Origin of the sequence: Neobacillus piezotolerans (genome assembly GCF_003362805.1) — a bacterium.
Classification (GTDB): Bacteria; Bacillota; Bacilli; order Bacillales; family Cytobacillaceae; genus Bacillus_D; species Bacillus_D piezotolerans.
The window spans coordinates 131,871-152,619 of the sequence record NZ_QNQT01000001.1; the positions used below are offsets into that span (position 1 = coordinate 131,871).

The following is a 20,749-nucleotide window of genomic DNA, read 5'->3' on the forward strand; positions in this document are numbered from 1 at the left end:
AGTGGCAGCAATAGAAAGAATGAATAAAGTAGAATATAAAAGGCTGGAAAAGCTAGTAGCTGAAATTTTCACAGCACATACTATTTCAGGTGAAGATGCAAACTGCGTGGCAAAACATCTCGTTTTAGCAAACCTAAGGGGTATTGAATCCCACGGAGTCGTTCGAGTAAAGCCATATATTGATCGATTGAAATTGAATTTAGTAGAAAGTAAAAATAATATCCAGATAGAAAAGGATTTTCCTTCATTCTGTAAGGTGAATGGAGGAAACAACTTAGGGATAATTGTTGCAACAAAAGCGGTTGACCTTGCAATTAATAAAGCCAAAGCAACGGGATTGGCATGTGTAGGGGTATATAACTCAAATCATTGTGGGATGCTCGCAGACTACACAAATAAAATCGCGGACGCGGGCTGTATCGGGTTTGCAGTATCAAACGCACCTTCAAGTATGGCACCTTGGGGGGCAAAGGCAAAGTACTTTGGAACAAATCCACTCTCTTATGCTATTCCGACTTTTACAGACCGAAACATTGTTTTTGATATGGCCACCAGTGTAGTAGCTAGAGGAAAAATAACGTACGCATTAAAAAACAATCATAAAATACCACTTGGTTGGGCATTAGACAAGCATGGGAAAGTTACGGAGGATCCTGAAGCCGCACTGGAAGGGATAGTTTTACCAGTTGGAGGGCCAAAGGGCTCTGGATTGGCCCTGCTAGTAGATATCTTATCGGGCATTGTTTCAGGGGCAGCATTCGGTACAACTATCGGCAGCATGAAACAAGTGGATAGGACACAAAATGTCGGCCATTTTTTCTTTGCAATGCGCCCTGATTTGTTCGTAGAAAAAGATGAGTTTAAGGATAATGTTCAAAAGCTTAAATCGGATATAAAAAATTTGGCTAAAGCTGATGGGGTAGAGGATATATTACTCCCGGGTGAAATGGAACACGATTTAATGGAAAGCCGTCTACAAAATGGCATACCGTTAAGCACAGTTATCCTAGAGGAATTAGCCGAAATAGCGCGTGAAAAAGGAATAAAATTTGATTTGTTAAATTAATTCAAATGGCGCTCCTTATCTAGGATGGGGTCTGGTTGATTTATAAAATTGTCGGTATTTTAATGTTGATACACATTAGCTATCGGGCGAATAGTTTACTTATTAGTCTGTATGCATTATCACTTGAAGCGAATGCATTTCAATTGGGAATGATTATATCAGCTGGCTCTTTATTTCCAATGCTATTTGCGGTATGGGTAGGCAGATTATCGGATAAGTATGGATATAAAATCCAACTGGTTTTTGGGGCGTTTTTAGGTGGGATATCTCTTTTTATACCGTTTCTCTTTCAAGGCAATATAATCATTCTAATTATTACTCAGGTGCTTTTTGGTATCGCCTATATTTTTGTTTTAGTCACAACGCAAAATTTGGTAGGGCACATTAGTACGAAGGAAAACCGGTTAAAAAACTTTTCTACAAATGGGTTAAGTATTTCACTGGCAGGATTCATAGGACCCATTATCGCTGGAATTGGAATCGACTTAATAAGTTATAGACCTACCTTCATTGTTTTATCATTAATATGTTTTGTATGTGGAGTCTTGATCATTGGTAATAAGATTCCTTTCCCGGAAGCAGAAATTCGACAAGCGGTAGTAAAGGAAAGTAATCGCTTTGAACTATTAACACACCCAGGATTACAAAAAATTTATTTAATTAGTGCCATCGTTCTGACAGGGATCGGGTTGTATGAATTTTATTTCCCAATCTATGCAGAATTCATAAAGTTTAGTGCTACCTCTATCGGACTCATTATTAGTGTGAATTCAATTGCATATTATATTGTTCGTTTATTCATGCCAATAATCTCGAGAAGATATAGCGAATCCGTTATTATTTCGAGTTGCTTTTTAATTGCTGGCTTATGTTTTGTTTTGATCCCTGTAACAAATAATTTCATTCTTTTAATGCTTATTTCTTTTTGCCTAGGATTGGGAATGGGTTGTGCGCAGCCGCTTACAATTAATATGGTTTATAATAGTTCCCCGGCTGGTAGAACCGGTGAAGTGTTAGGAATCAGAATTTCAATAAATAAGGGAGTGCAGTTTGTTGTCCCCATACTTTTTGGTTTAATCGGAACAAAAATGGGTTTTACACCTATTTTTGCATCGTTAGGCATTCTATTTTTACTGTTACTGTTCTATACAAGAAAAGTGGATACTGCAGAGGAATATTCTAAGATAAGTTAGCGTAATGGGGAAATAGGCTATTTTTTGCGTATGTTTAAGGTTTTTTATATAAAAAAGGAGAGTAATATTTATATGATTTACTCTCTTTTCTATATTCGGCATCCCACTTATTTTAAATAAAAATAGCGTGAAAATGGCTCACATATTAACTTTTATAGTTGTCCTAATCCTCATAAAACTCCATATGCCCTTTATCCACGATTTGGTTGCACGTTTGTACTCATAATAGTTATGCATATTTTATTTTTTCTCCGGTTTCAGTTACCCCCTTATACGACCAGACAAGTGACTCTAGTATATTGTCCCATTTTTGTGTAAGGGCAAAGCTTCTTCCTTCCCGTCCCATACTTTGAAGAAGGGAAGGGTTATGAATCAATTTTATTAGTGCTTCTTTGAAACTTTCAGGATTGCCTGGCTCGCATAAAAATCCGGTTACCCCATTCTTGACGAGGTGTTTGACCCCTCCAGAATTCGCGCACACAACAGGCGTCCCGATTGCCAGCGCCTCGAGGACGACATTTCCGAACGTTTCAGTCGCGGAAGGAAAAACAAAGACATCTGAAATGGAATATACCTCAGCCAGCCTTTTCCCTTTTAAATAGCCGGTAAAAATCATATTATCAGGAGCTATTCCTTCTAATTCCTCCCTAATTGGACCGTCGCCGACAATGATCCATTGGACCTGCTCCTTAATGTAATCCGGCAGGGTTGCTGCAACATTCATCAGGGTGTTGAGGTCCTTTTCTGGTGCTAGCCGCCCGGCATAAGTGAATAGGTATTTATTTCCCGCGTTATACCGCATACGGGCTGACAGTTTATTATAGTCCGGGTGAAAGAGGCCGCAATCAACACCACGTCCCCACAGTTCCAGATTTGTGAAACCGCGCTGCTGCAATTGATTCATTGTTTCTATTGAAGGGACATAGATTTTCTGGAAGGGCTTATTGAACCAGGCCATATACTTCCATACATACTTTGATAGAAATTGAAGGTTGTAATACTTTAAATACTTGTCAAAGTCGGTATGATACGAACCAACCAAAGGGATATTCATTTTTTTTGCAAAATAAGAGCCGCATAGCCCAATATTGAATGGTGTGGCAACATGGATCAAGTCAGGTGAAAAACGTTCGAGTTCTGACTTTACTTGGCTAAGATTTGGAAATGCCAGCCGGCACTCAGGATATAGAAATACTGAAAGGCTGGTAAACTGATGAAGATTATCTGCAACATATTCAGATGGAGTTTTTGGCGCAAAAATCCTGCAGGCAATATCATGTTCTTCCAAATAGTCGGCAAGACGCTTAAGAGTACGAGCAACCCCATTCACATCCGGATAATAGGTGTCCGTAAAAATGGCGATTTTCATACTGACCTCCTGGAAAAAATTGAATTAGGATAATCAAAAATATAAGCCAAACATAAGGTCACAGCGGTGGAACAAAAGCAGACTGGGCATAAAATCTGCCTGTTCCTTGGGGCATTATCAGGAGGAAGGAATGGTTGAATATTCCCTGATTAGGGCCGGCCTGCCAATTGAAATATACGTGATTGGCTCAACACTCATTTTGTCCAGCGGAAAGCAATTACGGCCATCAATAATGATTGGCTCCTTCATGTAAGCAGCAAATACAGATGGGTGGAGGTGCCTGATTTGGTCCCAGTCTGTTGCAATAATTGCCGTTTCAGCATCAGTTAATGCCTCGGTGATATCCAGGGTATAATCGATTGTATCTCCGAAATACCTTTTGGCATTCGGAATGGCAGCAGGGTCATAGGCAACCACTTTTGCTCCTTCATCCAGCAGCTCCTGGATAATCCTGATTGAAGCGGACTCCCTTATGTCATCTGTATCAGGTTTATAAGCAAGGCCAAGTAAGGCAACCTTTTTTCCTGCGAGTGATCCGGCTGCCATTTTTGCTTTTGTTACAGGAAGTGAATGTTGTTTGTTGTTTACTTCGATTACTGATTTAAGAAGGTTGAATGGATGCTCAACATTTCCAGCGAGTTTAAGCAGGGCTTTCGTGTCTTTAGGGAAGCAGGAACCGCCATATCCGATCCCGGCACGAAGGAAGTGTGCACCTATTCTGCCGTCCATACGGATTCCATTGGCTACTTCGTCTATATCCGCATTGACCTTTTCGCATAAAGCCGCTATTTCATTAATAAAACTTATCTTCGTGGCAAGAAACGCGTTGGATGCGTATTTAATCATTTCGGCACTATTTCGGTCGGTTTTTACAATAGGCATAGATAAAGGAAGAAATAGTTCTTCAAGAACTTCCGCTGCTTCGCTGCTGGAGGCCCCTATGATTACCCGGTCACCATTAAAAAAGTCAAAAATGGCAGAGCCCTCACGAAGGAATTCTGGCAGTGAAACCACGTCTACATGAACCGGAGGGGGCTTCAATCGCAGAATGATTTCCTCGATTTTCGCATTCGTTCCGACTGGGACGGTACTCCGAGTACAAATGATTACGTCCTTTTCGAGGTGTGTTGCAATACTATACGAAACTGAAAAGACAGAATCCAAATTTGCTGATCCATCCTTATTTTCTGGAGTGCCGACAGCGATGAAAATAAGGTCGGAATTGGAATACGCTTCCTGTGGGTTCATTGTAAATCTGAGTATGCCGGTTTTCCTGTTTTTCTTGAGAAGCCCTTCAAGACCAGGCTCATAAATGGGGGAAACCCCTTTTTGCAGAGTGTTAATTTTTGTTTCATCTGTATCGATGCAAACGACTTGGTGTCCCATTTCCGCAAGGCAAACTCCATTTACAAGTCCTACATACCCAGTTCCAGCAACCGTGATTTTCATTCAATCCCTCCCGAAAAGTATTCTTGCTTATTTCCTTTCTATTAGATATATATCCATTCTTTCTTGAGACCTTGTAAAGGGAATGTAAAAATGCTGTAAGATTTTTCTAGGCAGGTTTAAAAGTTTCGGTTATTGAAAAAATCGTAACCTCTCTAAATAAATAATTATGATGGGAGCTGTAAGTTTCCAAGATATTGGAAAACCCCTGAAAAATGGTTGATTACTGCAATTCATATAGAAAGAACTAAATTACCACTTTCGAACGAGTTTGCCTGCCAGTTCCTTTTTCTTAAGAAAAAAAGAGCCAATTGTTAAGTTTTAGTGTAATTTCCATTTAATAGTGCGGAAGTCCCGTTTATTAAGTATAATTTTCCTATGTTGCAAGGAAAAAGAATTGGGGGATGCTTATGACATGGTTTACAAAATGGGCATTGCGGAATAGGGCTGCGGTTGTTTTTTCCATAATTGTCTCGATTATTTTCGGTATTTTCAGCTATACCACTATTCCGATGGAGCTTATGCCGTCAGCAGATCAGCCTTACATAACGGTTTCGGCGGTCGGCAACGGCTTGGACGCCGTCACAATGGATGAACAGGTAACGCAGCCTATTGAAAAAGCACTCACAGGCATTAAAGGGAAACGCAATGTAGTCGCTGAAACCGGAAATAACTTCACACAGATGATGATAACGTTCGATTCAAAAACAGATTTAAAAGAAGCGAAGCAACAGATTCAAGAAAACATCTCGATGGTCAACCTTCCAAACGGGGTCATGAAACCATATGTGGTGTTGCTGAATACATCCCAAATCCCGGTTGTCTATCTAGGGCTTACCTTTGATAAAGTGATCGAGAACAAAGAATTAAGCCTCGTAGAAAATGAGATTCTTCCTAAGTTCAAGAACATTAAGGGCGTAGGCAATGTCATGAGTTACGGAGGAAAAAACCAGCAGGTCATGATTAAGGTCGATCCAGCTAAACTTGCCGCTGCCCAAATCCCCCTCGAAAAGATGTACATGCTCCTCCAAGGGAAAAACGCTACCGTCGCCGTAGGGGAGCAAACCTTGGATAACCAGGCTACAAGCATCGTTGTAACAGGAAAAGTAGCGAAGCTGGAAGATGTGAAAAACATCCAATTGAACACGGCCACTAAATTGAAAGATGTGGCTGAAGTAACATTGGAGAAGGACACCAAGAGCATTACCCATTTGAATGGAAAGAATTTCATTCAACTAATTGTGCAGAAAGATTCAACGAGTAATGCGGTAACGATGGGCAAGCAGGTAGAGGAAGTAGCGAAGAAGATTAATGAGGACTATAAAGGAACGCTGGAAGCTACCGTATTCATTAATTTGGCAGATACGGTACTTAATTCGATCAATTCGATGACAAAAGAAGTACTTACAGGTGCGTTCTTTGCTGCCTTGATTATTTGGCTGTTCCTGAAAAGTTTCCGGATGACCCTGATTACGATTGTCAGCATCCCGCTTTCGCTGTGCATAACAATGATTTTGCTTTCCTTCTTCGGGGTAACGTTGAACATTCTTACATTAGGCGGAATCGCGGTATCTGTCGGACGGCTTGTCGATGACAGTATTGTCGTCGTCGAGAACATTTACCGTAGAAAAAGGGAGAAAGTTCTCACCCCTGCCTTCATTGTGGATGCAGTTAAAGAAGTCTCGGCTGCGATTACGTCATCCACGCTAACGACGGTCGCAGTGTTCCTGCCAATGCTGCTTGCTTCCGGCGGTTTAAGAGATTTAATCGGTCCGTTTGCCATTACGATTACTTGTTCACTGCTTGCATCCCTGTTGGTATCATTGACCGTTGTCCCGCTGCTCAGCCAGCGTATGATGAAAAAAGTAAAAATAAAGGAGCACAAAAAAGGAGCGTTTTATCCGAAAGTACTGAACTGGTCACTGAATAATAAATGGCTTCCAATTGTGATTTCCGGTTGGGTGATTCTTGGCTCAATCTGGCTGTTTGCTTCGATGCCAAAAGGGTCGGTCGACCAAAAGGACAGCGCCTATCTTTCCATTTGGCTGCGTTATGAAAGTGGAACGCAATTCAAGGATATAGAAAACGGGATAAAAAGGATGGAAAACCTTCTTTCCGAACAGAAAGACGTTGTCAACTACATTGTCCAAGTCGGAAATAATGCCGAAGCAGCGCAGTTTGGCGAGCTTCAGGATCCAAACCAGGTCCAGTTCATGGCCTTCGTGAAAGAAGGAGCCGATTCTGTTAAAATCGTTCAGAAACTGCGGAAAGAAAAAGGCCAATTTCCCGGGGCGGAATTAACCGCCAATACATCCGGACTAATGGGTGAGAATAAAACAACCGTATCTGTGGATGTTATCGGCAACAATGAAAAGGATATTCAACAGGCAGCCGATGAAATAAAGAAAACGTTCAAAGGCATTGACGGCGTCCAAAAAGTAGAAACAAATGAAGAAAATCAAAAGCCGACTGTGACAGTAACAGTGAACCCAACCGTAGCAAATGCCCAGGAAATCTCCCAGTCGATCCGAGGGATGATCCAGCCGGCCGTGATTGGAAGTGTTGAAATCGACGGTCGCAGCACACTGGTGCAGCTTGGAGCACTTAATGAAATAAAAACTGCTGAGGATTTAAAGGATCTTCAATTGATGACGCCTGAAGGACCGGTTGCCTTGTCAAGTATTGCAACAATTAAGGAATCCGACGAACCGGGAACAATCTTTTCAAAAGACGGCCACCATTACCTTCAGGTCAACGCAGTTGTCGATGCGAAGAAAATGGTCGATGTGGCCGGGGAAATTAATAAACAATTGGCAGTCTGGAAACAAGACAACAAATTCGGAGATGGAACGAGCGCTGAAATCACCGGCTCTGCCATGCAGTCATCCGATGATTTAATGGAGCTTGGAAAACTTGCACTATTCTCGATTGGAATAGTGTTCATGATCCTTCTCGTTACATTAAAATCATTCCGGGCAAGCATTGCAATACTATTATCATTGCCACTCGCGGCGATTGGATCCCTTTTAGGGTTAGTTGTATCAAAATCAAGCATTGATATTTCATCCGGAATCGGTATGTTGATGCTTGTCGGAATCGTAGTGACGAATGCGATCGTGCTTGTCGACCGGATCCGCCATAATGAAGAGACGATGACCATCAGGGAAGCAATTATGGAAGCGGGAACTGTACGCTTGAGGCCAATCTTGATGACGGCGTTGGCGACCGTTTTTGCAATGGTTCCGCTTCTATTTGCGCACCAATCCGCAATGAGCTTTAATCTTGTGGGCAAGGGGCTTGCTGTCGTCGTTATTTTCGGTCTGCTTGTGTCTACATTCCTGACACTGATCGTAATCCCGACATTCTATGAACTGTTCCATTACCGAAAGGCTAGAAAACAAAGACAATCTTCAGGTCCTGTATCCGTTGAATTAAATGTGACGTAACACGACAGAGGAAAAATAAAATATGAATCAGCAAAAAGCCATTGATGCGACAAATGCATCGATGGCTTTTTGCATTCATTATTACGCTTGAGCAAAAAATAACGTCCCTTTTTTGATATAACAATAATTTGCACAAAAAATGAATTCTAAAACAAATAATGCTCGCCAAATAAGAACTCATATAAATCAGGCTGTTTTCTAATAATAACGTTATGGAAATGCTGGCGTGGAATCTTGGCGGGGCTGGCAAGTCATAGTTTATAGGAGGCTTACCATGGAAACAAGCTATAAAGGCAATGATAAAATGCTTACCGGAATTGTTTTCGGTGTTCTAACGTTTTGGCTTTTCGCGCAATCGATGGTGAATGTTGTCCCGGCGGTCCAAAAGGATCTTGGAATTTCACTTGGTACGCTGAATGTGGCAATAAGTTTGACTGCCTTGTTCTCGGGAATGTTCATAGTAGCGGCCGGAGGAATCGCGGATAAGGTCGGGCGCAAAAAAATCACCTATCTAGGGTTGATTTTAAGCGTCATCGGTTCCCTTTGCCTTGTCATCACGACGGGTTCCTTCCTGTTGATCATCGGCCGCGTCATTCAAGGTATTTCAGCCGCATGTATCATGCCTGCGACAATCGCATTGGTGAAAGCGTATTATGAAGGGGCCGAACGACAGCGGGCTTTAAGCTACTGGTCGATTGGTTCATGGGGCGGCTCGGGCGTATGTTCATTCGCGGGCGGGTTAATAGCCACTTACATGGGGTGGAGATGGATTTTTATCATTTCAATCATTATTGCACTGTTGGCGATGTGGTTAATGAAAAATGTACCGGAAAGCAAAGTGGAGGCATCCGGAAAATTCAGGTTCGATTACGGTGGCCTCGCTGTTTTCGCGATTACGATGCTCGCGCTCAACCTTGTCATCACACGCGGAGAAGACTTTGGCTGGACAAGCACCCGAACATTGGTATTGGCTGCCGTCACACTGATTGGCCTGATTGTTTTTGTGAAAATGGAAAAAAACAAAGAGCATGCGCTCATTGATTTCGGCTTGTTCAAAAATAAGCCGTATGCCGGGGCGACCGTTTCCAACTTCTTATTAAATGCGATTGCAGGTACTCTTGTTGTCGCGAATACGTATGTCCAGGTTGCCAGAGGATTCACAGCCTTCCAATCCGGCATGTTATCGCTCGGTTACCTTGTTGTCGTTTTGGCAATGATTCGCGTCGGCGAGAAAATTTTGCAAAAAGTAGGCGCGAAATCGCCGATGGTTTGGGGATCGATCATCACAACAGTCGGAGTCGGTATGATGGGCCTTACCTTCCTGCAGGGCTTTGCGTATACGGTCATTGTCTTCATCGGTTTCGCTTTATTTGGCCTCGGCCTTGGAATTTATGCGACGCCTTCTACGGATACAGCTGTTTCAAACGCGCCTGAAAATAAAGTCGGTGAAGCATCGGGGCTTTATAAAATGGCAAGTTCGCTTGGCGGATCGTTTGGCGTGGCCATTTCCGCGGCGATTTATGCTGGGATCGCATCGGTGTCCAGCATTGATGCCGCGGCGACAGGCGGAATCATCACGAACGTGATTTTCGGCGTCCTATCCTTGTTTGCCATCATTGCTATGGTTCCAGGCGATGCCGGGAAAGGGAAAGGGAAAGGGAAAGCGAAGAATCCGACGCTGACTAGAAAACCTGTAACAGAATAATGAGTTACCGGGGATTTTTAAGAAGGAAGGGAATCATGAATGAGAAAACAACTAATTGAGATGCTTGAAGCCCGGAAAGACGAAATGATTGAGATTCGCCGTTATTTGCATGAAAATCCGGAATTGTCCTTCGAAGAAGAAAACACAGCCAAATATATAGAGGATTTTTATAAAGGCAAAGATGTAGAAATCCAGACCGACGTAGGGAATGGCCACGGAATCATCGTGACGATTAAAGGAGGCAAGCCGGGAAAAACAATTGGGCTGCGCGCCGATTTCGACGCGCTGCCAATTAAAGAGGAAACCGGACTCCCGTTCGCATCGAAAAATGAAGGCGTCATGCATGCGTGCGGCCATGATGGGCATACCGCCTACATGATGGTCCTCGCTGACTGCCTGATCCAATTGAAGGACGAACTTCCCGGCACGATTAAAATCATCCATCAGCACGCCGAGGAAGTCCCGCCAGGCGGTGCGAAAAGCATCGTCGAATCCGGCGCGCTCGATGACGTCGAGAATATTTTCGGGATTCATTTGCTTCCAATCGCGCCAGCTGGCCATGTCGGCTACCATAGCGGATTTTCCTTCGCCGGAAGATCATACTTCAAACTGGGCGTCCAGGGCGTCGGCGGCCACGGCTCTTCGCCCCATATGGCAAACGACGCGATTGTCGCCGGAGCGCACTTTGTCACTGCCCTGCAAACGATCATCAGCCGCAGACTGAATCCGTTTGACATGGGCGTTATCACGATCGGCTCCTTTGACGGAAAAGGGACGTTCAATGTAATTAAAGACCGTGTCGAGCTTGAAGGGGACATCCGCTACATGACAGGCGATACGAGTAAAATCATCGAGAAGGAAGTCCGCCGCATCGCCAAAGGGATTGAAGAGGAATTCGGCGTTGGCTGCGACCTGACCTATACGTCAGACTATCCGCCGCTTTACAATGATCCTGAAATAACGGCGATGGTACAAGGATTCCTTGAAGGCGCGAACGACCCGGATATAAAGGAAGTGAAGGAATCTCCGCCAATGTCTCCATCCGAGGACTTCGCGTATTATTTGGAAAAAATCCCTGGCTGCTACTTCTTTATCGGCTGTACGCCAAAAGGAGTCGAAAAACCATACTTCAACCACAACCCTAAATTCGATATCGACGAAGACTCATTGCTTGTCGCCGCCAAAGCGGTTGGCTATGTCGTTTGCGGGTATTATGGAATAGAGTAATTTCAATGCAAATAGAAAAGCAAGGTCCAATTTTAACGTAGTAGTAAAAACGTAATTGGCACACAAATTAGCAGTCCAATTCTCAACCGAATTGGACTGTATCTTTTTGTTGATATTAAATTCGCATATTGTGGATTATTTAATTTTGGAAAAAAAAGACTTTGACACTTCTATCCTACAAGTGTAGTCTGTAATCAGATTACACTTGTAGGATGGAGGAAAAAGATGAAGAAAGCAGATTGCAAAATATCTGATGCAGAATGGATAGTAATGAAGGTGTTATGGGAAGAAGCTCCATTAACTTCTGCGAAGATAGTAGAGGCAGTAAGTTCTAATAAGAATTGGAGTCCTAAAACAATTCATTCATTAATAAGTAGATTGGTAAAAAAAGGTTTTATTGGTGTGAATAAGGAGAAGCCTCTTTATGAGTATTATCCTTTGGTAGATAAAAGAGACTCGATATTGGATGAAACAAGATCGTTTATTCAAAAGGTATACGATGGTTCTATCCACCTTATGCTCGCCAATTTTATTAAGGAAGAGAAGATTTCTGAGGAGGAAATAGAAGAACTGGAACGATTGCTTAATAAAAAAAATAACAAGTAAGAGGCAGGTATTGATGTATGGTTTTATCTGCAATATTTAAAGAAGTCTTATTACTTTCGCTTATGGGTAGTATTTTAGCATTAGGGATACTTGTTATTAAGGCTATTTTTAGACAAAGGCTTAGTGCAAAGCTTCATTATTATATTTGGATTTTGCTTGTACTTAGGCTAATAGTGCCAATCGACATTCAAAGTCATATAAGCTTTATAAGTTTTTTTCCAAATGAACAGAAGGACCTTGATCCTTATTTTATAGCAGAACAATATGTTCCTAACATAATACCAAACAGCACTATCACAACCGAAAATACACCTTCTATAGAAGATAGTAATGCATTAGCTGATCCAGGAATTATAGGCGCTATTTTAAGTTATGATACTGCAGCGGTGCTGTGGATAATTGGTGTTTCATCGATTTTACTCTATATTTTATGCGTAAATATCTTGATGAGGGCTAAATTGAAAAAGTGTTCAGTCTGTGAAAGAGATGACTTAATTGAAATTTTAGAAACAGAAAAATCAAAGCTTAAAGTTAATTCAAAGATAAAAATTATTTATAGTAATTATTCGAAATCGCCAGCAGTTTATGGGATAATCCATCCAAAAATTATTATTCCAGAGGAGCTTATAGACAAATTAACCCTGGAAGAGTTTAGGTTTGTGTTAAGCCATGAATTAACTCATATTAAGAACAAGGATTTAGTGGTAAACACCTTACTTATGATTGTTAAAGCATTCTATTGGTTCAACCCATTAATTTGGTATTCACTTAATCAGGTAAAACAAGATTGTGAAGTGGCTTGTGATGCGTCTGTCATCAGCACTTTAAAGACAGAAGAAGTCAAAAAATACGGTCAGACAATAATCAATATGCTTAGATTATTCTCAGAAAAGAGGAGTACTACTGGGACATTAGGATATGCCAGTAAATACAATAAACGAAGAATTGTTATGATTACACAATTCAAAAAAAGTTCGGCAATATATGCAGTATTAGCTCTATCTCTTGCAATTATGGTAGGCTGTTCAAGCACCATTAAACCTGGCAGTTCAGATGTTAGCCCAAATGAAAACAGCGATAACAGTAGTTCTACTGTGTCAATGGAAAAAATATCTCAAAATCAAGCATCTCAAGATCAAGCATCACAAAGCAACACAACACAAGACAAATCAAGTAATGTATTACAAAGTAACCCAACACAAGACAAATCAAGTAATGTATCGCAAAGCAACACAATACAAGATAAATTAAGCAAGGCCTCAGCATCGAATAACAATGCCGCTGCTTCATCATCTAATGGGGATACTCAAAGAGAGCTTCTTTCAAGGATCATGAAACTGGCAAAGCAGGGTAAAATCATCAACTCAGAGTTTCCTGTTAAAACTACTGTTATAGAAGACGTAGAGAAAAAACTTGGAAATCCGGATAAAGTTGATTGGGTACCTAATGCAAAAGGAAATTATGCTGTCTTTTCAAAATACAATCTGGTATTTGGTTTCAACAAAGGGTCAAGGATTTTTGAGGCGAGATCCTTTGATAAGAAATTAAATGAATTATCACTTTCTATGGTAAAGAAAGTATTTGGAACTCCGGCATATGAGGTGGAAAGTAATGGCGAGGAAATTATTGGGTATGTTGCAAATTCGGAATACAAGATTTTGTTAGTATTTCCTAAGCCTTCTAACAGCAACCGGGACCCGGTAATGGACCACTACTCCGTGCTTTACCCTAAGGGGACATTTAATAATATGTCGAATGATACGGGAAGACAATGGTAATAATAAATGAAACAAAAAATAACGACTTCAAACGAGACCCGTTAAAGGCGTAAACATAATAATTAACAACTTAAATAGAGAATGAAAGGATTATGATTTCATCCTCTGTAAGTTAAAGACTTTCTTGAATGGATTTAAAAACATAGAAATGAAAAAATGAAAAAAACGTCATAAAAGCTAAAACGAAAAGTTAGAAAGGAAAATTCGAGTATGAAAAGACAAAGAAAATCTCGAAATAAACTACTTATTTTTACGATTCCACTTTTAATTTTAGCCTTCATCATTGGCGTTTATTATGCAATCAAAGAAAATAGTAGTGAACAGACTACCCCAGGTAAAGAAAGTCCCATTATTACTCAACCTTCCAAAACTCAAACTTCAGGTAATTCGAAGAATGATCAGAATTCAAATCGTGAGAAATTACTGGAGGAAACGTTTTCCTTATCTAAGGTAGGCAGGGTTCCGAACATTTCCTTTGTTTCTGGTAAAACACAATGGAAGGAAGTAAATCAAGAGTGGGGAAAATCAGAACATATTTCGGAAACTGCTAAAGGCAGATATGAGGAATACGAAAGTCATCATGCTACAATCGGCTATGCCGATCAGACTGTTAATGATATACGATCATATGATTCTGAACTGCAAAATATCTCGTTAAATGAAATTGAAAAAACTGGTGGACAACCCGATGCCATTCGGTACTATAAAGATTCAACTGTTGACCAAATGATACTTGTCTATCATGCAACGTCTTCTACTGATTTATTATGGGTTTTACCAGTAAAAACAGACCAGGAGCCAAATCCTAAGGTTGACCATATCTCACTCTTTACACAGATTGAAAAGTCACCAAATCAACAAGGAAATCAATCCATTTCAGCGGTGATTTCTAAAATGAGCTTGGAAGATAAAATTGGCCAGATGATTCTTGCTGGGGTTTCCGGGACTACAATGGACGCAAATGCAAATAAGTTAATAAGCCAATTCCATGTCGGAGGAATTATTTTTTACAAATATAATTTTGAAACCCCTGCACAAGTCATTCAGCTTGTGAATCAACTGAAAGCTGGAAATAGTTCGAGTCTACCGCTTTTACTAGGTGTTGATCAAGAGGGTGGACGTGTGACAAGATTGCCTGGCGGACTTATTAACTTCCCTCCAAATAAACAGATAGGACAGGTAAATAATCCCGATTTTTCTTATAAAGTCGGAACACTTTTAGGGAAAGAATTAAAGGAATTTGGTTTAAATCTTGATTTTGCCCCTGTCCTCGATATTAACAGCAATCCAAATAACCCAGTAATCGGGGATCGATCATTTGGAAACAATGCGGAAATAGTAAGTAAACTTGGAATTCAAACGATGAAAGGGATTCAGTCTCAAAACGTCATCACGACAATTAAGCATTTTCCTGGTCACGGAGATACATCGGTTGATTCCCATCTGGACCTTCCGATTGTAAATAAAAGCCTTAAGGAACTTAAAGAACTAGAAATAATTCCGTTTGAACGTGCGATTAATCAAGGAGCAGATGTTGTGATGGTCGCCCATATCTTATTGCCTCAATTAGATAAAACGAATCCAGGGACCATGTCAAAAGCTGTCCAAACGGATCTTCTTAGAAAACAACTTGGTTTTACAGGAGTAATCATAACGGACGATATGACAATGGGAGCCATAACAGAACATTTTGATATTGGTAAAGCAGCGGTAGAATCAGTTAAAGCAGGAAGCGATATTATTTTAGTAGGGCATGATTATAATAATGTAGTTAAGATTATTTCCTCTTTAAAAGCTGCTGTTCAAAATGGGGAAATTTCCGAACAAAGATTAAATGAAAGTTTAGAAAGAATCATTCAACTAAAAAGAAAATACAACATTAACGATACGAAAGTAGGAAATCCTAACATAAATGGATTAAATAATTCCATCAATAGGATTCTGAATAATTATTTACAGTAATTATTAAATAAATTGGTGAGATAAATGGTTTACAAACTCCGTATTGGGGTTTACATCTGGAGAAAGAGATGTTAAAAACTATAGGTGCCTTAAGACAAAATAAAAGATAAATGTGCTTTAGTTGAATTAAGCAATAAGCTTATTGGACGTGGAATGTAAGTGAGAGCATATCATTATGAACATATAAAAAAGGGAAGAACATTCTTTTGCCGAATGCCGAATATGATTCCAAAGACTTCGGATTAAAATTAATGGTTCAAAAATGTGATTTCTTAAAGGCGAGTTGAAATAAAGTTTTTATGAATTTTGAAATATTATACTTAACTATCCAGGGCATTCCTTAAATATTAAGGGATGCTCTCTTCTTATTGAAGTAAAGTCAACAAACGGGTGCTTATGTACAACAACGCACTATAATAAAGAAAGCTCGGGGCTTTTAATGGCTCCAAGCCTTTTTTGCGTGCTAATTTTACTGCTAAAGTGTCTACTAATTTCTGCTAGTTCCGCTGCTAATTGGTTTTCGAAAAGCACTGCTAATTCAAATTTTGTACTTCAAAACCGAACCCGTTAGTCCAATTTGGGCCATGTTTTAAATTCTTTTAAAATCAAGCCAGAATACTAGGAACCTTCACACCAAACGTATGAGTGTGTTTTTTCGCCTTTTGTGTATAGCAATATATGAATAACTTTTTAGGAGGGGCTAGGGAATGGAAGAGAAAGAATTGCTATTAAAATTAAATGCAGAACAACTATTAATGCGGGTGATTAGATACAACAACCTTGTTTACTTACAAGCACCTGAAATGGTTAGAGCCTCGGAATTAAGGATGATTCTGGAATCTTTATGTAAAGCTGTGGCATCCACAAAGGCATATCCAGGTGAATCCCATAAGGATTTTATTAAGGGGCCGTTAGTAGAAAAATGGGCTAAAGATAACGAGGATTTCTTTAGGGGCGCTGATGAAGAATCATTGGAACTATTGCAATACCATGTGAATCGAAATTTATCCGGCAGGGCCGAAGCAATATTCAAGATCATGGTAGAAGAAAAAGAAGAAGAGGAACGCGAGCGATTACATAAGCAGCACGGGGTTACAGATATTGAGGATTATCAATTTAAAAAGATATTCGACGAAGTATTTTCCGAAACCGAACTTTTCGAATGAAATCAGTTTGTTTTTCCCCTATTCCCATTATGGGTAAATACTCTAAATGTAGTGAGTGTCGATTCCTTTCAAAAAGATTGGTTAAAAGAACGGTATAATTTTCGAGGACAAAAATGAGTAACTCAGCCCTTTTATATAAAAAGCCAGCCGGTTGCCCGGCTGGCGCCCACGAACAATATCAGCAGCCATCAATTCCGCAAGCTTCGCCCGTTGCTGGCGGCTCTTTTCCGAGCTCGCGCTCAATATACCCTTCCAACATCTCTTTCGTATTCAGTCCCTGAACCCGCTGGTCCCCGATAAAAAACGTCGGAACAGCGGTAATCCTGGCTTCCTCATACGCATAAAGAAGAGCCTCCTTGTGCGCTTGCTCGTACTTCCGCGATTCAAGTGCCTCCCGGAACGCTGCCTCATCAAGTCCAGCTTTCCCGGCAATCTCTGTCAGCACACCAATATCACCAATATTCCGTCCTTCAACAAAGAAAGCGGAGAGAACTCCTTCTGTATACTCGTTCCCTTTCCCCTGCTCTTTCGCAAACTGGGTTCCTTCATGGGCGAGATGCGTATACGGCTGAGGATCCACATTTGGTAAAACGATCTTTACATTAAAACGCTCAGCCATCGGCCAAACCGAGTTTTGCCATGCATTTTGGATATAATCACCCTTAGGAGACAGCGTCTCATAGGGAAACGGCCGCAACTCAAACGGCATCCATTCCAGCTCAACATCCTTATCCTTTATCGCTTCCTTAAGCGGAGCCTCCGCTATATAACAAAACGGTCAAACATAATCTGAATATACACGGATTTTTAACGTCACTTGAATCCCTCCCGAAAAGTAAGGTGTTCCCCAATAGTGTAAGCGGAGGAGGGATGGTTATCCAAATCATCTGCTTTAAAGGAGAAAGTTAACGTTGTGAATCGAATTTAATGAAAAGGTATTGACTTTAACTTTGTTTCTTAGTATAGTAATTATTGTCCTCACCAAGAGGAAAACAATAACGATCCGATAGTTCAGCGGGAGAACACTACCTTGACAGGGTAGGGGTCGGGGGTTCAAATCCCTCTCGGATCATACCAAACCTAACATCAATCGGTGTTAGGTTTTTTTGTGTTTATCCGTCGTTTTAATAAATTTAAGCGAACGTATGTTTTGTGTAGTTAGGAAAGTACACGCCAAATCCGAAAGTTTTATAAATAAGAAATGTGGTAAACGTTTTAGTGGACGTCACTTTGCCGCAAAGTATAGTCATTTGGACAATTATTTCCTAGTTGTTAGGAGTAATCGAAAGGATGGATTTCTATGAAAGCGAACAAATTTTCCACCAGTATCATTACTTTGGCTATGTCACTTGGTTTATCTGTTTATACTGTAAATGCTGAAACAGTTCCAGGTCCCCCTGAAAGTAAGCCGGAACGGCAAAATTTTGAAAAGATGAAATTGAATCATTCTACATCAAAAGAAGTTCCTGAAGATTTAAAAGTTGCAGAAAATCCAACCTACCCAGTGAATAGCAAGGCGGTTATTCTTACTGATCATATGGAAGGAATGTACGGAGCGGTAGCAAAAATTGAAGGTGCATATACGACAACGGTTTATTCTGTTACGTATTATCCTACTACAGGCGGAGAGCCCGTCGAGGGCCATAAATGGGTAATCCACGAAGAGATTGAGAACGCTGGAGAAGAACCATATAAACCCGGTGATGTAGTTGTATTGGATGCAGATCACCATGAAGGTATGGATGGGGCAACTGCTATTATTGACTCAGCCGTGGAAACTACCGTTTATATGGTTAGTTACAATGATACAGAAACAAATAAAAGAGTAAAAAACCATAAATGGGTAGTAGAAAGTGAATTAGCTCCGTATAAATAATTGGGTTTTGTGATACTCAATCCCTCACTTAATGAAGTGGGGGATTTTTATTTACTCCAAATTTTCCACAAGAAGTAAGGGGTAAGAATATCCTTGCTTGCTGTACACATGAATTAACCTAAAAAGAATATGGAAACTGAGGATAGCTAGAGCACGATTATTGTACAAAAGCTATCCTATTTATTTTGCATTTCTTTTATAGCCGCTGCGAAGACGGGATAAAAGTTAGAGGACTTAGCCGCAAGAACTCGTCCATTTTTGAATCATAAGAATACTTATCTTCTCATAATTGTTTACCAAAACGGGTTGTTCAGGATATAATGTACCAATGTGAAATTTCGGTTACCGAAACTATTTTACTTAGTTTTCCAGGATTAACAAAATAGATAGAAAGGGGAGACCGACTTGAAAGAAACTAGCAAAAAGAAACGGCTGCAGCTCGCATTGCTTTTAGGTTCACTTGGCATTTTAGGGCCATTTACAATCGATACGTATTTGCCGGCCTTCCCTACCATAGTAAAGGAATATGGTACGACAGCCTCGTTAGTCCAAATCAGTTTGACTGCCGCTTTATTAGGACTTGGTTTGGGGCAATTGGTCATTGGGCCGTTAAGTGATGTGAAAGGGCGGAGGAAGCCATTGTTGTTCTTCCTATGCCTGTACATTTTGGCTTCACTGGCATGTGCAATCGCACCCAATATCTATCTTCTTATTGCGGCCCGATTTGTGCAAGGGTTCGCGGCGTCTGGCGGAATCGTCTTATCCAGAGCAATCGTAAGGGATCTTTATAGCGGAAAAGAACTGACAAAGTTTTTTACTTTAATGGTTTTGGTTGGGAACCTCGGGCCAATCATTGCACCAGTGGCAGGGGGAGCCATCCTTGCTTTTCAGGATTGGAAATGGGTATTTATTGTACTCGCCTGCATAGGAGTCGTATTGACTATTACCGTTTCATTTAAATTAAAAGAGACTTTGCCGCCAGAAAAGCGGGTTCCGAGTAATTTGCCACAAGTTCTGGGCAATTTCGGAACATTATTTAAGAACAAGGAGTTCATGGGTTATGCATTTACCCAAGGGTTCATCACGGCTGGCATTTTTGCCTATGTTTCTGGGATTCCATTTGTTTATCAAAATATTTACGGTGTCACCCCTCAGCAGTTTAGCCTTTTATTCGGAGTCAATGGGTTGGCCTTGATCATTGGAAGCCAGTCAGTCGGCCGCCTAACAGATATTATTTCAGAACGGACTTTCTTGAAAATAGGCCTGACGCTAGCGAATGTATCAAGTTTCGGTTTACTCGTTGCTCTCCTATTGAAAGCCCCGCTGATCGGTGTCGCAATCCCGGTTTTCTTTTTCCTATCCTCCATCAGTATGATAGGAACATCGTCTTTCACTTTGGCCATACAGTCTCAAGGACATATGGCAGGCAGCGCTTCAGCCCTATTGGGGGTATTGCCATTTGTCATGGGTTCCCTGGCAGCCCCGCTTGTAGGAATAGGGGGAGCCTATACAGGAGTACCAATGGCCGCCGTCATTTTTGGTGCCAGTACTTTGGCGTTCATGTGTTATTTCTTTTTGGTCAGAAAACCCAAATTTCAGGATAGGGTTCCGATGCTAGATAGGAAGGCCTGAAAAATAGAAGATTATAATTCTAGATGCTGCAGTAGTTAACAATTTTGTGCAAAAAAAGGAGAGGCCATGTAAATGGTTTCTCCTTTTTTCGTCGTATTAGTGGGAAGAAATTCTGCCGAATCATCAAATTCTTTGATTAAGAAATCTGGCAGAAAGCCGGCTTTCTTATTAGAACTATAAGCTATAAGACCTATAGATCAGGAGCCCTATTTAGGGGCTCCTTTTTTAATATGACTGCCTAATCAATAGGACTGTATTAATCATAACATTAGCGCAG

Annotated in this window: 14 protein-coding genes and 1 tRNA gene; 12 read left to right on the plus strand and 3 right to left on the minus strand. The window is 40.7% G+C overall.

The window, feature by feature from the left end; genetic code table 11:
- The first annotated feature begins 1 nt into the window (after position 1).
- Positions 2-1,066, plus strand: a complete 1,065-nt coding sequence (locus DRW41_RS00730; protein WP_115450051.1) for an Ldh family oxidoreductase — start codon at positions 2-4, stop codon at positions 1,064-1,066.
- Between the two features lie 35 nt (positions 1,067-1,101).
- Positions 1,102-2,259 (plus strand): MFS transporter, encoded by a 1,158-nt coding sequence (locus DRW41_RS00735; RefSeq protein ID WP_115450052.1) that lies wholly within the window; start codon positions 1,102-1,104, stop codon positions 2,257-2,259.
- A gap of 229 nt (positions 2,260-2,488) precedes the next feature.
- Here the strand turns inward: DRW41_RS00735 and DRW41_RS00740 are convergent, their stop codons facing one another.
- Both DRW41_RS00740 and DRW41_RS00745 read right to left on the minus strand, forming a co-directional pair.
- A complete protein-coding gene (locus tag DRW41_RS00740; RefSeq protein ID WP_115450053.1) occupies positions 2,489-3,628 on the minus strand; it encodes a glycosyltransferase family 4 protein in 1,140 nt (379 codons plus the stop codon).
- A gap of 117 nt (positions 3,629-3,745) precedes the next feature.
- Positions 3,746-5,077 carry a UDP-glucose dehydrogenase family protein gene (locus DRW41_RS00745; RefSeq protein WP_115450054.1) on the minus strand — a complete coding sequence of 444 codons (1,332 nt, stop codon included), beginning with the start codon at positions 5,075-5,077 and terminating at the stop codon, positions 3,746-3,748.
- A 407-nt stretch (positions 5,078-5,484) separates the two neighbouring features.
- On the opposite strand from DRW41_RS00745, the gene DRW41_RS00750 reads away from it, so the two are divergent.
- From DRW41_RS00750 to DRW41_RS00780, 7 genes are all read left to right on the plus strand, one after another.
- Positions 5,485-8,520, plus strand: coding sequence for an efflux RND transporter permease subunit (locus DRW41_RS00750; RefSeq protein WP_181884358.1), 3,036 nt, complete (start codon positions 5,485-5,487; stop codon positions 8,518-8,520).
- A gap of 274 nt (positions 8,521-8,794) precedes the next feature.
- Positions 8,795-10,225 (plus strand): MFS transporter, encoded by a 1,431-nt coding sequence (locus tag DRW41_RS00755; protein WP_115450056.1) that lies wholly within the window; start codon positions 8,795-8,797, stop codon positions 10,223-10,225.
- Between the two features lie 39 nt (positions 10,226-10,264).
- Positions 10,265-11,452, plus strand: coding sequence for an amidohydrolase (locus DRW41_RS00760; protein ID WP_115450057.1), 1,188 nt, complete (start codon positions 10,265-10,267; stop codon positions 11,450-11,452).
- Positions 11,453-11,677: 225 nt separating this feature from the next.
- Positions 11,678-12,058: a BlaI/MecI/CopY family transcriptional regulator gene (locus tag DRW41_RS00765; RefSeq protein WP_115450058.1), complete on the plus strand. Its 381-nt coding sequence runs from the start codon at positions 11,678-11,680 to the stop codon at positions 12,056-12,058.
- A gap of 17 nt (positions 12,059-12,075) precedes the next feature.
- Complete coding sequence (locus DRW41_RS00770) at positions 12,076-13,836, plus strand: M56 family metallopeptidase (protein WP_115450059.1); 1,761 nt, start codon at positions 12,076-12,078, stop codon at positions 13,834-13,836.
- 210 nt (positions 13,837-14,046) lie between these two features.
- A complete protein-coding gene (gene nagZ, locus DRW41_RS00775) occupies positions 14,047-15,798 on the plus strand; it encodes a beta-N-acetylhexosaminidase (protein WP_115450060.1) in 1,752 nt (583 codons plus the stop codon).
- A 707-nt stretch (positions 15,799-16,505) separates the two neighbouring features.
- Positions 16,506-16,964 carry a hypothetical protein gene (locus tag DRW41_RS00780; protein ID WP_115450061.1) on the plus strand — a complete coding sequence of 153 codons (459 nt, stop codon included), beginning with the start codon at positions 16,506-16,508 and terminating at the stop codon, positions 16,962-16,964.
- Between the two features lie 178 nt (positions 16,965-17,142).
- Here the strand turns inward: DRW41_RS00780 and DRW41_RS00785 are convergent, their stop codons facing one another.
- Positions 17,143-17,781, minus strand: coding sequence for a DsbA family oxidoreductase (locus DRW41_RS00785; protein WP_115450062.1), 639 nt, complete (start codon positions 17,779-17,781; stop codon positions 17,143-17,145).
- 183 nt (positions 17,782-17,964) lie between these two features.
- Here DRW41_RS00785 and DRW41_RS00790 point away from each other — a divergent pair.
- The 3 genes from DRW41_RS00790 to DRW41_RS00800 all read left to right on the plus strand — a co-directional run bounded on the left by DRW41_RS00790 (position 17,965) and on the right by DRW41_RS00800 (position 20,472).
- Positions 17,965-18,036: transfer RNA gene (locus DRW41_RS00790), tRNA-Val, on the plus strand.
- Between the two features lie 228 nt (positions 18,037-18,264).
- A complete protein-coding gene (locus DRW41_RS00795) occupies positions 18,265-18,840 on the plus strand; it encodes a YdhK family protein (protein WP_115450063.1) in 576 nt (191 codons plus the stop codon).
- Positions 18,841-19,245: 405 nt separating this feature from the next.
- On the plus strand, positions 19,246-20,472 hold the full coding sequence (locus tag DRW41_RS00800; RefSeq protein ID WP_115450064.1) for a Bcr/CflA family multidrug efflux MFS transporter: 1,227 nt from the start codon (positions 19,246-19,248) through the stop codon (positions 20,470-20,472).
- The last annotated feature ends 277 nt before the right edge of the window (positions 20,473-20,749 follow it).